This window comes from Bacillus sp. JJ1474 (assembly GCF_036965225.1).
Classification (GTDB): Bacteria; Bacillota; Bacilli; order Bacillales; family Cytobacillaceae; genus Cytobacillus.
In genome coordinates, this window is record NZ_JBALPC010000099.1 from 1 (window position 1) to 15,579 (window position 15,579).

Sequence of the window (15,579 nt, forward strand, 5' to 3'; positions counted from 1 at the left end):
CAAAAAATACTTTTTTATATTAACAATACAAGTCTTATTAAGAAAGTGTGAAGAGTCCCGAGTTTATATTTTCCGATTATTTTCCATCAATATTTTTTAAAGAAAAATCAAAAATATAAGAGGAAGGAGTTTTTCAAAAAAAGGAGGCATTTCAATTGATAAACAAAAAAATGGGTATACTCCTAACATCTACCCTGATGTTAGGGCTTGTTGCATGTAATACTGATACAAATAATGGTAATAAGCCTGGGAATGGAAACGATAATAACATCTCTAGTATGACTACAACAATGTCCAGTGATAATTACCCTCATACCAGAGCGGTATTGACTCAAGATGCAAAATATCAGTTTACTCCATTAAATCCTGGGGAGGATGTAAATTTTCAAGCAGAACTCCCTCAATTGAATTATGGCCAAGCACCAATCCAGCAGCAAGATCAAGCTGGTCAGCCAGAACCAAACTGGAACCAAAGACAAGCTGCTCAACCACCAAATTATGGACAAGCACAACCACAGCAAAATAGAGAATTTGCAAAAGCACCAGCTCAGCAGCAAGCACCTACGCAGCAACAAAGACAGACTGCTGAAGGGCCAGGTCAACAACCAGCACCCGCACAGAAAGGACAAGCTCAAACACAAGCACCACAAAACATTAGTCAGGCTGCACAACAGGTTATTGATTTAACGAATGCACAACGCAGACAAAATGGCCTGTCCGATTTAAAAGCAGATACTCAATTAAGTGGTGTTGCTCAAAAGAAGTCTGAAGACATGCAGCAAAATAATTACTTCTCACATACAAGTCCTAACTATGGGTCACCGTTCGATATGATGAGAGACTTTGGTGTGACATATACAAGTGCAGGTGAAAACATTGCACAGGGTCAACAAACACCCCAAGAAGTCGTTCAAGCATGGATGAATAGTGAAGGTCACAGAAAGAACATTCTAAGTAATAATTTTACCCATATTGGAGTAGGATTTGAGCAAAACGGTAAACATTGGACTCAAATGTTTATTGGTAAGTAATTTATTTTAAAATATATCAAGTCCTAAAATAATGCATATTATTTTAGGGCTTATATATTTTTATTCATAATTCTCATTGATTTAGTAACTTTCATTTCCAAATACGATTGAATCTTTCCGTGCCAGACTCTACACGCGTTTATACCAACCGTGTTTTGGGTCTGGCACCTATTGTTATTTCTTATCATAAGATAATAGACCATGTGAAGCAGGAAGGTTGGATCATGAAAACAATTGTCTTTATCGGAAGTAATCAGTTTGGAACGAGTAATGAAGCTCTGAGGGCGGCGAAGGAAATGGGATACTGCGTCATTTTATTTACGGATAAACGCCGGCACCTCCAGCATAATAAATTCCCCGTTGTGGATCAAATCGTATATTTCCAAAATTTATTAGATAAAATACGGGTTTTAGAGGAACTTGAAGCCCTTAAGACATCAGGGAAACATCTTTGTGCCTGTGTAAGTTTTATCGATCCCTTTGTTTCTTATACAGCACGGTTAGCAAAGGAGCTTGGTTTATTTCAGTTATCGGCAGACGCTTTAGCGACTATGGAAAATAAAATTAAAGTGAGGAATCAGTTAAAAGGCCACCCCACCTCCTCTTTTTATGACGTATACGACTCTCATACTTCTATTAAAGACTTCACAAAGAAGCATGAATTATCTGTTCCGTTAATTATTAAATCCCCGGTCTCCAACGGTTCAAAAGATGTATTTTTAGCTGAAACTGCTGATGAATTTAAAAAAACTCTTCAATCTTTACATGATCAAACCTCCGATCTCCCTATATTAATTGAAGAATATTTAATAGGGCCCCAATACTTAGTTGAAGTGCTAGTACAAAACAGAAAAATTGAAATCGTCGGTGTCATTGAGCAAGAAACGACGTACGAAGATATATTTATCGTCGTTGGCTATCAATTTCCAGCTCAATTAAAGAATGATGAATATAAGAGTCTCATAAAATCAGTTACAGAAATCGTCCAACAACTCGGACTAAAAAACGGATCCTGTCATTTAGAATTGAGAAATGTTCATGGAGTATGGAAACTGGTAGAGATTAATCCAAGAATGTCCGGCGGCGCCATGAATCGGATTATTGAGGAAGGGACAGGTATTAACCTTATAAAGGAAATATTGAAACTGAATGTTGGAGAGGAAGTAACATTGACTAAGATACGTGAGGTTCACGTCTATGCCAAATATTTAACGTTTGAGACAAGCGGAGAATTACTTTACGTTACAGGCGAAGATCTTGCTTGGGAACATGATGGTGTTAAATATGTGTACGTTAAACCTTTATTAGGTAAAACCGTCACAGCTCCTTACTCAATGGGTAATCGCTATGCTTGTGTTATTGCAGCGGCAGATTCTGCTGAAAATGCTAAAACAACGGCGATTTCCGCCGCACAGGAACTGAAGTTTTACTTAGAACCTTATTGAAAATTCCTGCCAAGAAAAAAAACGAGCTTTAAGCTGTGGAATCTTTCGACGAACGGGATGCAGCCTCCAAGCAGCAGTCTTAAAACCTATCATCTGCATAATTGGGTTCTTTGGACAGGTCTATTTTCGCTTTCCATCCGCACAATCCCTAATTACTTGCAATAATATAATAGCAAAAGGACAGACGGGGGGAGGAAAGCAAAAATGAACGACATAGAGCAGGGACATAGTCACTGTATATGTGAAGCACTCATTGAATTAAAGTCCTTACAAGATATTTTAATGAATTCCTCAACTAAATATTTTGGACCGCTGCTATCCAAAATTGCCGGAGTCGATACGATCCCCTTTCTATTACTAAAAAAGAATGGACTATTATCTCATCTATTGACCGAAATAAATGAGAAAAACGGGAAACACGAGTGCATTGAGTCCAATTTTTTTCGAATCGAATCTATAGATAAGGAAAAATGTGTTGCGATTGTTTCAATACTGCGCCCTTTTGATATTAAAGGAAATCATACAAACTCAGTAGGCAAGGTCATGAAATTAATCAAAACACCTGCTCGTAAAGAGGTTGATTTATCTTCCATTTGCGCCATACAAGTTCTAGATACCGAATTATTGAAAAGAAGAATTGTCATTGAGCCAAAATGGTAAAAACAGGGGACCGGGCACACGCCTGGTCTTTCTGTTTATTATTCCTGAACCAATTGGACGAAAAGCTAGCTGTAGTGTTTTTCTTTTAGAAAGGCTAAATGTGACAAGCATTTCATCAATGATTTTCCATAGATCAAGGTCTGATTTAGAAATAACAAATTAACCCCGGTCAATTACCGGAGTCATTTGATAGCAACTTAGGCTATAGGTCTTTTTTACTTTCCATTTTGTAGAGTATAGATGGCATGTGAGTGGGGACTTATCATTTATTTCTCATTTTTTCATTATAGTCAAGATACCATGTTATTGCGTCCGACTTGAATGGATTTTTTGAATCGAGGAAAACATCTACCATGGGAGCTGCATTAGCTTCAATCAGCCAAATATCCCCACATTCATCAACAGCCAAATCATAACCCCATATATTTTGATTTTTGAATTTGTCAGTATAGCAAAGTGAGGCTGCTAATGCTAATTCATCTAAAGCAGCCAATGTCTTTTTTAAGTTCAAATTGTTAATATTTGAGTTTAACAGCGCCTCCTCTACCGTTACTACAGTTCCATCATTTAGGACATTAGTTGTAACATAACCATTTTTGGCAACTTTCCCGCACCTCGCAGTAATCACCCATGTTTTATCCCCATGTTTTCGCTGCACAATATACCGAAAATCGATCAGATTTCCATTCACTTTTGCAAGGGGGATACAATATTGAATAAGAAACTTCCTCTCCTTTATTCTTTCCTGTAATAAACGTTCAAGTCCGTTCTTATCAACAATTACATTTTTCGATTTCTGAAGGTGAACCTCATATTTTTCTCCACCGACTTTTGATACTTTTATGATTCTCTTTCCCCCATTTCCCAATGCAGGCTTTAAGATAATTTCCTTATTTCGACTCATCATCTCCCAAAATTTTTCAATTGTAAATAGATGGGTCTCAGGTAAAAACTCGACTAGATTCTTACATTCCAATAAAAGCTGATGTTTGTCCCATTTATTCATTTTTGATTTTTTCCTCATTGCATCCACTCCATATTCTTAAGGTCCCCTTCAGTATATGAATAAGATTACTAATGGCTTGTTGCATTGCCTAAAAGAAAGATTTCCCCTTAATTACTCCCTGTTTTGTCCTTCATTTTTCCTTTGCCCTAAATGGTCAACTATTAAAATTTGATCTAAAAATAAACGTTTGTCCGGTTCAAAAGCTTAACTAATTGAATGTAATATAAATAGGTTGTTAGATAAGTAAAAGGAGTTTATGCTATGACACTTATAGGAATGCTGCACCATCGAAAAGATCCATCAAAGGTAAGAAAGACTTATGCTTTTGCTGCGGTCGCTAAAGCTGAAGGCGCAGATTTTTTTTACTTTTCTCCTAGTACAGTAAATTTCTCAAAAAAGTCAATAAAAGGGAAAGTGTATGAGAATGGCTCATGGGTTGAACGAAACATGCCCTTCCCGGACGTCATTTATAATGCTGGTGACCCTAATAAATTGGCAAAGTCGGAAAAGGTTATTCAAAAATTAAAGGAAATGATCCCTTTTACGACAAATTCCATCGGGAACAAGTGGAGTGTTTACGAGAGGCTTAAAAGAGGAAAGGAGTTTTCTCACTATTTAATTCCCTCCGAAAAAATTTCAAATGATTCAGATGAATTTTTCCGATTTTTATACGCATTTGAAAAGATTGTTTTTAAACCTTATGATGGGAGAAAAGGAAAAGGGATCTACTTTATTTCATTGAAGAAAAACAACAAAGAAGAATTTCTTGTAACGCAAGATTCACATTCAAGTTCTTATTCAAGGAATCAATTAAAGGATCTAATAGAAGAAAAGCTTTCAACGGGAACCTATATTATGCAACCTTATATAACATCTATTACCAAGTCTGGACAAGTTTACGACTTCAGACTTCATGTTCAAAAAAGTGGAGAAGGAGAATGGGTCATCACCGCTATTTACCCAAGAATAGCCCCTAAGGGATCCATTATTCCTAATATTAATAATGGGGGATTCACCAATTATTTAGAACCATTTTTAAAACAAGAATTTAAAGAAGAAGCAATGAATATTAAAGGGACTCTTGAACACTTTTCATTGACTTTAGCCCAGCATCTTGATGAGCTCCAGATGCAGCTATATGGAGAAGTTATTGATGAAATGGGAATCGATATTGGATTAGACGAGAATAAAAAAATATGGATCTATGAAGTTAACTGGCTGCCAGGCTGTCCTCCTACGTTTTATCTAGAGATGGATGTTGTCATAAATTCCATTAGATATGCTATGTATCTGGCAAAAAACCAACAGGCAATAAAAGCTAAGATCCAAAAAGTTAAAAGAATGAATACAGCAAAAGGCGAAATCCCAATTATAGCCATAACGGGCAGCGCCGGTAAAACTACGACTAAAGCATTTCTAGCCTCAATCCTTTCGAAAAAATGGAATACCTTTGAATCAAAGGACTATTGGAATACCGCCCAACATACTGAAATTCATGCTTCTGAAATCAATAAATCCCACGAAGCCATTGTCCTAGAATATGGAATGGCCTCCCCTGGAACGATAACTAAACACTGCAGCATTATTAAACCGAATATTAGTATTGTGACAAACATCGGACTGGCACATGTAGGCTATTTCAATGACGATATTAGGGGAATAGCTAAGGCTAAATCTGAATTAATACACGGGATGGATCAAGACGGCTTGCTCGTTATGAATAAAGATGACCGTAATTCTCTCCTTTTAGAGACAGATAAGTTTAGAGGTAAGATCATTACAATCGGTATTAAGTCAGACGCTGACTATAAAGCCTTTGATGTGAAATATTCAGAAAATGGAATGTCTTTCAAAACGATGTTGCATGGACATAAAGAGAAGTTTTTCATCCCTATTTTCGGTGAACATCATGTATATAATGCCTTAAATGCTATTGCTGTGGCGGACCACTTAGGTCTAACTCCAATTGAAATCCAAGCCGGATTATTATTTAGAAAGCCGCCAAGAAGATTAACGGTTTATAATCAGAAAAACAATATTATTCTAATTGATGATACTGTTCATTCTCATCCTGAAGGAGTAAGAGCTGCCATTGATGTACTTGCAAATATCGGAAAACACCGCAAAATAGCAGTAATTGGAGAAATAAGAGCACTCGGGAATTTAAGAGAGGCAGAATATCGAAAAATAGGAGAATATGTCTACGATAAAAAAATTGACCTTTTTATCACTTATGGTGATCAAACAGAAACAATGGGCGATCAAGCTAAAATAAAAGGCTTTCCTGCCAAAAATGTATACCACTTTGACGATAGAAATCAGTTACATGAGTTTCTAAAGAGAATTATTAAAAAGAATGACACCATTTTAGTTAAAGGTGCTAGCCGAGCAAACATGTATGAAACGATTAAATTCTTAAAAAAAACATTTAAATAATAAAAATGACCCTGGATAAAGAATCCAGGGTCATTTTTATAATAGATTTTAATGTTAATAACACAATGCTAGAAAATTATTATTTCTTTAAGTGGAACTTAATTTCGTTTACAGCATTTTTAGCAAAACTCTTTGCTTCCTCCATGCTTTCCCCCGCAGCAATTACATAGGCATATCTATGCCCCATCGATAGAGGAGGAATCAGCAGCGTTCCTTTTCTCGGTTTTACATATACATCAACGACTCCAGGGGATTTTCTAGCTCTACCCTTCCCAGACACTCTTTCTAAAATTCCCTTTTCTGAAACAATAAGGTATTGGGTGAACACGAATTTCTTATGTTTCGGTACTAAGGAAGGGCTGCCCCCTAATTGTAATAACAGTGTTTCTTTAACTAAATTAAAGCCAAAAGCAGCTTGTATCATTTTATTCATTGCGCCTCCGGAAATTCTCGGATTGATTTCAATGAGCTTCCACCCATTCTTACTACGTCTCAATTCCAGATGCAAGGCTCCATTGACAATTCCAAATTGATTAACAATAGACTGAAGAACCCTAGCTATTCCCTTTTCAATTTCGTCAGGTATTTTCGCCATTACCCCATAGCCCGTAATAATAAATCTCTTCCCCTTCGTAATTTCTTGCTCAATAATGCCAGCTATCATCACCTTACTTTTGTAAACGACTGCCTCTACCAAATACTGGTTTCCATCAATATATTCCTCTATAATAATGGACTCTTTCGGCTCTCTTTCTCGCAACATGAGTGTATGCTTTTTTAATTTCTCTTCATTTTCGGCTAGCAGTGCATCTTTTGAACCCGTCGAGTTTGGCGATTTGACCATGACGGGAAAATTAAGCTTTGATAGGATTGATTTGAAAGAGATCTCCTCTCCGGGTTTAATGATGATAAATTTAGGCGTGTAAGACTTGTTCATTAAAAATGATCTTGTTTCTTCCTTGCTATTCATCTTTTGAATAGCTGTTGACGAAAAATAGTTCTTACAAAATTCATCACAAAGAAGGGAGGCAATATGAACATATGAATCTATAAAACTGACAATCGTTTTTAATTCCATCCCTTCTGATTTTAATCGCTTTATTTCCTCCTTCATTTCAGAAAGATTATCCGTATCAATAAAGATCATTTTATGAACATCCGTGTACTCTTCCCTCTGCTGCATTTGCTTTTCGTTTTTAGTAAAAACAACGGTGAAGAAACCTAGGCTCTTAGCTGCCCCTATGGCATCTCTGCTTGAACCCGATTTATTCGTGCCTATAAAAAGTATCGTCTTCAAAAGGCCCACTCCCTATAAAAATTTAAATCAAACTATCTCGATATATATGTTTATGAAACTTACACAAATTTGTATGGTTATCTATACTATACAAGCAATTTATTATATAAAAGCTGCTTTACCTTAGAATCAAACTGAATAGCCGATATGTGTGATAACGCTCAAAACACTAAAAAATCACTAGTTATCTGCACAAGCAATGTAAGTGACTGAACATAGTATATTAGTAAGGAAAGGAGTGAAATTTACAATGAATCGCCTCTCTGTGAAGGAAATCAGAACGATTATAGACGGGAAATTAATCAAGGGTTCTGATCATGTAGAAGTCCAGTATGGCGCCTAACGGCTTAAACATATAAAGAAAAAAATACAATCTTATTTGCAAAATATAAAATAAGAAATTGGGATGATCTAAAAGAGTTTTTTCCGTTAGTACTTGTCACACATAAAAAGTACGAGAATAATTGCCATTTGGATAATCTAACCATTTTTCCAAGTGGAATCTGCAGAAAAGGCATACTGGGAGTTTCTAAATTATTACCGAAACCAGTTTGACATTCCTATTGTTGCCGTAACCGGGACTTGGTTAGCACCAAGTTTATAATGCGTTGGCTGCTCTCGCCGCTGTCCATGAAATGGGTATGGATCTTCAAGAAGCTGCTAATCGCTTGAAATCATTTCGAAAATTTGATAGACAGCTCCAAGTGGTTGAAGGGATAAATGGATCGACACTGATAGATGATACATAGAGCATAACTTCCACTTCTTTAGAAGCAGCAGTAAAAGTATTAACACAGCTTGGGCAAGACAAGAAAAAAGTCGCAGTAATTGGAAGCATTCTTGGATTAGGGCCTTGGGGTGAACCTATTAATAAGCAGGCAGGAGAAATGATTGCCATACATGATGTCGATATTCTAATTGCAATTGGGAATAATTTAGCACGTATAATGGCAGATCAAGCAGAGAAAACCAACCCGAAAATGCAGGTCTACACTTTTAACAGTAATAGGGACACTTATCGCCTATTAAAAAAGATTGTAGATGAAAATTCAATTGTTCTATTTAAAGGAAATATGTATGCCAATGACATAATTGAATTGGCAGCAAAATTTCGGAAGGAACAGTAAATGTAAATCGGACTTTAAATTAGGACAAACACTGTGCCACTTCTCTTAAATCATTAATAAACTACAATATTCCAAATAGAAAGGGGGGGAAATAAATGGGTGTAATTTGTACGTGTGGAGTTTTGGTTCAAAATCCTCAAAACCCAAATGATGAAGCTGTTTCAAATAATAATAATGTTAGATTCGTGGGACAAACAGGAACAGTAAACGGTAACTTGTTTTACATGGCAGATGTTTGTGTCACAAGATTAGCAACTTCATCTCTATCTTTAAGATTTGAAGAAAACGTAACCACACCACCTGGACCAAACAACTTCACGTTTACTGCAACTTCCATTACTTCTGTTGTGTGTAATCAGGAAGGCCAAAACTGCAGCATCACTGTAACTGGTACTGGGACAGTCAGTGGTCAATCAGGAACCTTTGCTTTTGAAGCAGTGTTTAGAGACATGGTTGGACAAGCACAGGTTGATAATGTTCAAAGTTTTGTAATTACAGGTTTCTTTAATCAAACTGGCGCCGCTCCTATTGATCAAGGCTCTATTATTGCTCAAGGCTGTCAAGAATTGTAACAGCCTTAGAACTCTCGGCATTTATGCCGGGAGTTTTTTCTAGACTATTAGGAAAGTCTAAGTGTATTAAAGTAATATTGAATTTAAAATCATGTTTCTGCTTAGGATATCGCATAAGAAAAAACTCTTTGTCTGAATAAAATAATGTATTAACAATTTTGGGAGATGGGAACATTGAAGCCCAGCAAAGGTCGAATGAGTCAATATAGAATATTAAATTCAGATGAAAGCCTCTCTAAGTATCTTTTAGAAACTGATTTATTTTCTGAAGCATCATTATTTTCATTTTTAGAAAAGTATAAGTCGATTGTCATTAAACCTGCTTTTGGCTTAGGGGAAGTCTTTGTTATCTCTGAAAACAATAAGTTTAAGATTTTCTCAGAAGTGAATGAGGATACATTGATCAATAGAGAAGATCTTTATCAGTTTATTAAACTAAATAAATTAAAATATAAGAATAATATTATTCAGCTATCAAGACCTCAATCAGGTTTATTTCAAAGTCCATTCCACCATTATGTAACTGTTCACCGAAAATCACCTACAGCAGAGTGGCTATATATATCTACAACAGAGAAATTTCGTACTATCTTCGATAAGTATTTTTATATGTTTTTCATCAAAAAAATGAAAAATTTGTCCCTACAGGCAGCAAAAAAACTAGGAGAGTCCTTTCCTGATTGTCATACCGTTGTCATTGATATTATATATGATCTGAAAGGACGGATATGGATTCAAGATACAATGCTGCATTTTCAAAAAAGTAAATGGAACCAGTTCCAAATACTCTCTAAAAATCATACAATTTCTCCATTTGTACCGAAAACGGACTTACTTACAAAAGTCACCTTTAATGAATACCTTAATAAATATAATGATATTATCATTAAGCCTTGTGTTGGCCAACAAGGTTTAGGAATTGTAAAAATTACTAAGACAGATCCTCATACCTTTGAAATCCACTCAGGAAGAACAAAGCAAACAAAATCAAGCATGGATGAAACCTTTGATTTTATTCATACAAAATATCATTCAAAGAAACCTTATCTTGTTCAGGAAAGATTAGCTTTATCAGAAATAAACGGATGTCCAATAGATATTAGAGTCATTGCCCAGAAGGTGGATTCATCCTGGAAAGTAACCGGAAAAATCGTAAAGGTTGCTGGAGAAGGTTTCTTTATAACCAATGCTGCACAGAAGCTATTGAATTTTGATCAAGCACTCCAAAACTCAAACTTATCAACGACAAATATGAATCAATTAGAAGATGAAATAGACAGAATCTGTATTTCTGCAAGCAAACAGTTTGAAGAAAACCATCCTAATATTCATATAATTGGGTTTGACATTGGGATTAGCTCCCAAGGGGATATTTGGATTATTGAAGGAAACTATAATCCAGACCTATCCATGTTTTCGGGACTAGAGGATAAAGATACGTATATGTATATAAGGAAAATCATCAAGCGTCAAAGAAAACATACTGACTTAAAATAAAAGATATTTTTTTCTAATTCACTTACCCAATCGGGATTACTGTTATATCCATACAATAAGTGTATAACCATAACATATAAATGAGGTGTGTGTATTGAAGGAACGTCTTGGAAAATGGAGGCAATATTCGCTATTAAGTAAACATCCTTTACTCAATAAGTACATTCCCGAAACAAAGCAATTTACAATTAAAAACCTATCTGAGTTACTGGAACGTTTTGAATATGTCTATTTAAAAAATGATAGAGGCGGGCAAGGGAAAGGAATTTTTAAAGTTAATAAAAGGAAAGATGGGCCCTACTGTTTCAATGGCTATACACTTAATGGTAAAAAAATACAAATGGAAGTTAAAAAGATCGAAGATTTCCTCCCTGTACTGCATCCAATTGAGAGATTCGGGGGATATATTGTTCAAGAAGGTGTCCATAGCTTAACCCAAGATGGGTTCCCGTTATCCATTCGGGTACATGTTCAAATTCTCAAAAGAAAATGGCTTGTTGGAGGGTTGTATGGAAAGATTGGGACAGAAGAAACCAATGAGAATGGAGTCATCAATACAAACCGCGGGGCTCAAATTATGACAATAGATTCATTATTATCGACACACCTAAAGATGCACAAAACAGAGAGGGAAGAAATGATTAATTGTATAAAGGAAGCTTCTGTTATAGCTGCCGAAATAGCTGCAGCGGCATTTCCACAAATAGAGTATGGAATTGATTTTGGTATTAGCAATTACAAGGATCCTATTATATTTGAAATAAATACAAGCCCTGGAGTCGGGAATTTTTCCAAAATTGGTGATGGGGAAATGCGAAAGCGAATTAAAGAGATCAGGAGAATGCACCTAGAAGGGAATTTTGGCATTTAGACATATATTTTTAATTTAAATCGAAGTCAGGATCTTTCAAATATAGTAAGAAGCATTCGCAGCCATTTCGCAAACGAATGCTTCTCTTTATTTTTTCCTTAAAGTCATGTACAATTTAGAATCCAACCGAGTATTTCATTCGATTAGAGTACACGCTTAGCTGTTACAAAGTTACTTTTAGACCAATTAGATTCTAAGCTTTCTTTCACAACTGAACCTGATTTAGATAAATACACATATTCATTATTTCCAATATAAATAGCGGCATACTTAATTTTGCTTCCCCCGCTTTGCTTTAGGAAAATAAGGTCACCCTTTTGCAATTTATCTTTTGGAACTTGTACACCGTTCACTGATTGCTGACTCGCTACTTTTGTTTTCAGGTCAACACCATGCTGTTTAAAAATGTAATAGGTGAAGCCTGCATTTGTGAAGGTTAAAGATTTTTCATCGTAAACATTTAATTGGTGTTTCACTTTATTCATTATGCTTAATGTATAGTCTACAATATTATCTTCTTTTTTAGATATAACTGGTGTCTGAACTATTTTGTTTTCATCTGTTTTAGGTATAACTGGTGACTGAACTACTTTGTTTTCATCTGTTTTAGGTATAACTGGTGACTGAACTACTTTGTTTTCATCTTTAAAAACGCGCTTTGCCGTAATATAACGCTGATCATAATAATCAGATAAAAGGACTCTCGAACTAATTCCTTCCGAACTAAGAACAAGCATACGATGTTCCCCTGTGTAAATAGCTACTCTTGAAGGTGTGCTCGACCCTGCAGAAGTGCTAAAGAATATCAAATCGCCTTTTCGTAAATCTTTCCGTGCTACCTTTTCACCTAAGTTCATCAAATCTTTGACATAGTTTCCTTTTACTTCAACGCCATTTTTTCCATAAACGTATTTTACGAATCCAGTACTCGTAAATTGCATTGCTTTTTCGTTATTAACCTTGCCCATTGTCACTTTATTCATTAAATTGTAGGAGAGGTCAGCAATATTATCTCCTTTTGTTGCTGGGTCTGAAGGAAGTAAAGCAGGGATTACTCTTCTCGCAGTCATATAATTATCTCGATAATAGGACGTGCTATTTAGATCAGAAATAACAACATCTAGTTCTGCGTTTGCCATATGTATAATTTTATTATCTCCAATATACAACCCTACATGATTTGGGTTTTTTGATGATGGGTTATTTTTGAAGAAAACTAAGTCGCCTTTTTGCAATTCATTTTTCGGAACGTATGTCCCTTGGTGAACCATATAAGCTTCGTCACGATTACCTAGATCTATCCCATTATTCTCAAAAATAAACGCGATGAACGAAGCACATCTAAACTGGAGTGTTTCATAGTTGTGTTTTGAGGCATATGTTGCTTTTCCTATTAAACTCTTAGCGAGACTAATTATGTCATCTGCCTTTTTCTCAACCACTTTTTGGCTCTGCTGTGTGGTTGTTGCGGCTGAGACTGTGACTGGATCCATCATGATCGGGGCTGTCGCAAAAGTACTTAATCCAATCGTGAATGCTAATGTAGTTGTAACTAGACGCTTGTTCATTTTTATCCTCCTGATGTAGTTATTATTCTCGAATACAAATTTTATCATATAGGGAAATTGTCACACGTGGTAAAACTTAACATTATCCAACATGCCCCCTACGAGGCCTAGACATTATTGGGTTATGGAGAAACTTTACATTTCCATTACAAGTGTTACGTCAAATATTGATTGCCACTTTTCAATATTTGTGATTGAAAAAATAGATTAATAAGCAAAAAGCGTCAGAAACCGAGGAAACCTCTACCCTCGGTTTCTGACACCATGTTCTTACTGCCCGTTAATGCGAGATAAATTCGGTTTGAAAATGAAAAGCCCATCTCGATCATTCCAAATGATCCCCGAAACCTGCTACCCACTTTGAATAGTGTAAGGCGGCTGCTTGCGTATGGTAATAAAGCTGAAAATCATTGACATCCAGAGCAATGCTCATATCTGGATACCGATTATTTATTTCAATAATCCAGAGGTTTTTATCTTCATCCATACCAATATCAACACCTATATATGCTAAATGTATCTCTTTCTTCTCCAAAAATTTACAGCATAAAATAGATAATTGCTCAATTTCTTTATACTTTTTAAATGCCTCATTGAAATCATTGTTATAAATTCCAACTAAAGTATTCCACGTTTTCTCCGCTGAACCTCCGCTTGATATGTTGCTGACTATACTTTCTTTAACTCCATACCTTGTTATCATACCAGGGACAACCCAGGATCCGTATTGGTCTTTAACAACAATTACCCGAAAATCTATAATCCGATTATTAGATTTTAGTAAGGGGATCCTTTTTTGAAAAATATATTTTTTTAGATCCAATTCTGTCACCAAATAATTTATCACTGCATCCCAGTTATCTAAAATCGTGGTCATGTTTATTCCATTTAACCGGTAATTTAATTTATATTTTTCCCCATTTTTCTCCAACTGATAAATTCCCTTTCCCTGACTTCCTGAAATAGGCTTTAAGTAAATACATCCGCTTTCATCTATTAGCTTCTTTACTTCCTTGAGATTCACCGCTAAACCAGTCTCAGGCAGGCTTCGGCTTAATTTATCACTCATAGAAAGCCATTGCCATATTTCCCATTTATTAATAACATGGGAGTTAAAGTATTTAGATCCTACTAAATTCCGTATTATCATCCTGTCAGCTTCCTTTAACGTCTTCCTGCAAAATAAAACTGAAGGAAATGGAAAAGTCCCTTTCGTAAATTCATTTTCAATTGGATTATAGGCAAAACCATTAACAATCTTGTTCTTTTCGTCAATCCCATCATAAGTTACCAATAAAATGAGACCGTTTATATGCTGGTAATCAATTAAATATTTTTTAAAGTGATCTATATTTCTCTTAGTCATTTCATTTACTTTCCCTTTTATAAAAAGCCCAATAATAGGGCCGATTAATAGTGTCTCTTCCCCGACTATTACTTCATAGTCAATAGAATCTGGAAGCGAAAAACCTGCTACAAGGTCAGCTGATATATGAATAACCGCTTTATCTTGCTGATGCTTTCTTAAGGTTACCCCAGGTTTTTCTATAATCCCTATTTTTACATTAATCACCTGAAGCTTAGAGATTGATAGCTTTTTTAATACAGTCGAATGAAGTGAGATTGAATGGCTAGTTGTGTGATCAGTTATGATGGTAAACTTCATCTAATCCCTCCCTCTAAGCGTAATAAGAATAATTTCTTCTTTCGCGTTGGAAAGATTATCCTCATCAATAAAAATGATCGTTTTAAAAAGACCCACGCCTACAACAATTTAATTAAATCCAACTCGATATATATTATGAGATTTTTTTATTTTTGTATGGTTATCTATCCTAAATCAAGCTACTAAACAAAAAGCAGCGTTTGTATGGCCTGAATCATTTTAATAATGCCTAAAAAAAGCTCATTAGTTATCAGTACAAGCAATGTTGATATATTGAACATAGGATGTTCCAAAGGAGGTGTATTTATTGATGGAAAGATTAAGAAAATGGGATCAATATATACTGTTAGGTAATCATCCCTTAATCTCAAAACACCTTCCAGAAACAAAGCTTTATACGATC

12 protein-coding genes are annotated in these 15,579 nt (G+C 35.5%); 8 read left to right on the forward strand and 4 right to left on the reverse strand.

Annotation, left to right across the window (positions count from 1 at the left end; translation table 11 throughout):
• Nucleotides 1–155: 155 nt before the first annotated feature.
• The 3 genes from V7164_RS14020 to V7164_RS14030 all read left to right on the forward strand — a co-directional run bounded on the left by V7164_RS14020 (nt 156) and on the right by V7164_RS14030 (nt 3,136).
• A complete protein-coding gene (locus V7164_RS14020; RefSeq protein ID WP_335346231.1) occupies nt 156–1,031 on the forward strand; it encodes a CAP domain-containing protein in 876 nt (291 codons plus the stop codon).
• Between the two features lie 224 nt (nt 1,032–1,255).
• Nucleotides 1,256–2,476: an ATP-grasp domain-containing protein gene (locus V7164_RS14025; RefSeq protein ID WP_335354379.1), complete on the forward strand. Its 1,221-nt coding sequence runs from the start codon at nt 1,256–1,258 to the stop codon at nt 2,474–2,476.
• 204 nt (nt 2,477–2,680) lie between these two features.
• The gene (locus V7164_RS14030; protein ID WP_335346233.1) at nt 2,681–3,136 is read left to right on the forward strand and encodes a CotY/CotZ family spore coat protein; all 456 of its coding nucleotides are present in this window, start codon (nt 2,681–2,683) and stop codon (nt 3,134–3,136) included.
• A gap of 262 nt (nt 3,137–3,398) precedes the next feature.
• On the opposite strand, the gene V7164_RS14035 is transcribed toward V7164_RS14030, so the two are convergent.
• Nucleotides 3,399–4,160, reverse strand: a complete 762-nt coding sequence (locus V7164_RS14035; RefSeq protein ID WP_335354380.1) for a YheC/YheD family protein — start codon at nt 4,158–4,160, stop codon at nt 3,399–3,401.
• A gap of 243 nt (nt 4,161–4,403) precedes the next feature.
• Between V7164_RS14035 and V7164_RS14040 the strand changes: the two genes are divergently transcribed.
• Nucleotides 4,404–6,578: a YheC/YheD family protein gene (locus tag V7164_RS14040; protein ID WP_335346235.1), complete on the forward strand. Its 2,175-nt coding sequence runs from the start codon at nt 4,404–4,406 to the stop codon at nt 6,576–6,578.
• A 79-nt stretch (nt 6,579–6,657) separates the two neighbouring features.
• Here the strand turns inward: V7164_RS14040 and V7164_RS14045 are convergent, their stop codons facing one another.
• A complete protein-coding gene (locus V7164_RS14045) occupies nt 6,658–7,875 on the reverse strand; it encodes an ATP-grasp domain-containing protein (RefSeq protein ID WP_438824719.1) in 1,218 nt (405 codons plus the stop codon).
• Between the two features lie 752 nt (nt 7,876–8,627).
• Here V7164_RS14045 and V7164_RS25710 point away from each other — a divergent pair.
• The 4 genes from V7164_RS25710 (at nt 8,628) to V7164_RS14065 (ending at nt 11,942) form a co-directional block, all read left to right on the forward strand.
• Nucleotides 8,628–9,002, forward strand: a complete 375-nt coding sequence (locus V7164_RS25710) for a glutamate ligase domain-containing protein (RefSeq protein ID WP_438824162.1) — start codon at nt 8,628–8,630, stop codon at nt 9,000–9,002.
• 95 nt (nt 9,003–9,097) lie between these two features.
• The gene (locus V7164_RS14055; RefSeq protein WP_335348328.1) at nt 9,098–9,574 is read left to right on the forward strand and encodes a hypothetical protein; all 477 of its coding nucleotides are present in this window, start codon (nt 9,098–9,100) and stop codon (nt 9,572–9,574) included.
• 174 nt (nt 9,575–9,748) lie between these two features.
• The gene (locus tag V7164_RS14060) at nt 9,749–11,071 is read left to right on the forward strand and encodes a YheC/YheD family protein (RefSeq protein ID WP_335354382.1); all 1,323 of its coding nucleotides are present in this window, start codon (nt 9,749–9,751) and stop codon (nt 11,069–11,071) included.
• Nucleotides 11,072–11,165: 94 nt separating this feature from the next.
• On the forward strand, nt 11,166–11,942 hold the full coding sequence (locus tag V7164_RS14065; protein WP_335348190.1) for a YheC/YheD family protein: 777 nt from the start codon (nt 11,166–11,168) through the stop codon (nt 11,940–11,942).
• Between the two features lie 143 nt (nt 11,943–12,085).
• On the opposite strand, the gene V7164_RS14070 is transcribed toward V7164_RS14065, so the two are convergent.
• Both V7164_RS14070 and V7164_RS14075 read right to left on the reverse strand, forming a co-directional pair.
• Nucleotides 12,086–13,510, reverse strand: coding sequence for a C40 family peptidase (locus V7164_RS14070; protein WP_335348191.1), 1,425 nt, complete (start codon nt 13,508–13,510; stop codon nt 12,086–12,088).
• Between the two features lie 325 nt (nt 13,511–13,835).
• Nucleotides 13,836–15,176: a YheC/YheD family endospore coat-associated protein gene (locus tag V7164_RS14075; protein ID WP_335354383.1), complete on the reverse strand. Its 1,341-nt coding sequence runs from the start codon at nt 15,174–15,176 to the stop codon at nt 13,836–13,838.
• Between the last annotated feature and the right edge of the window lie 403 nt (nt 15,177–15,579).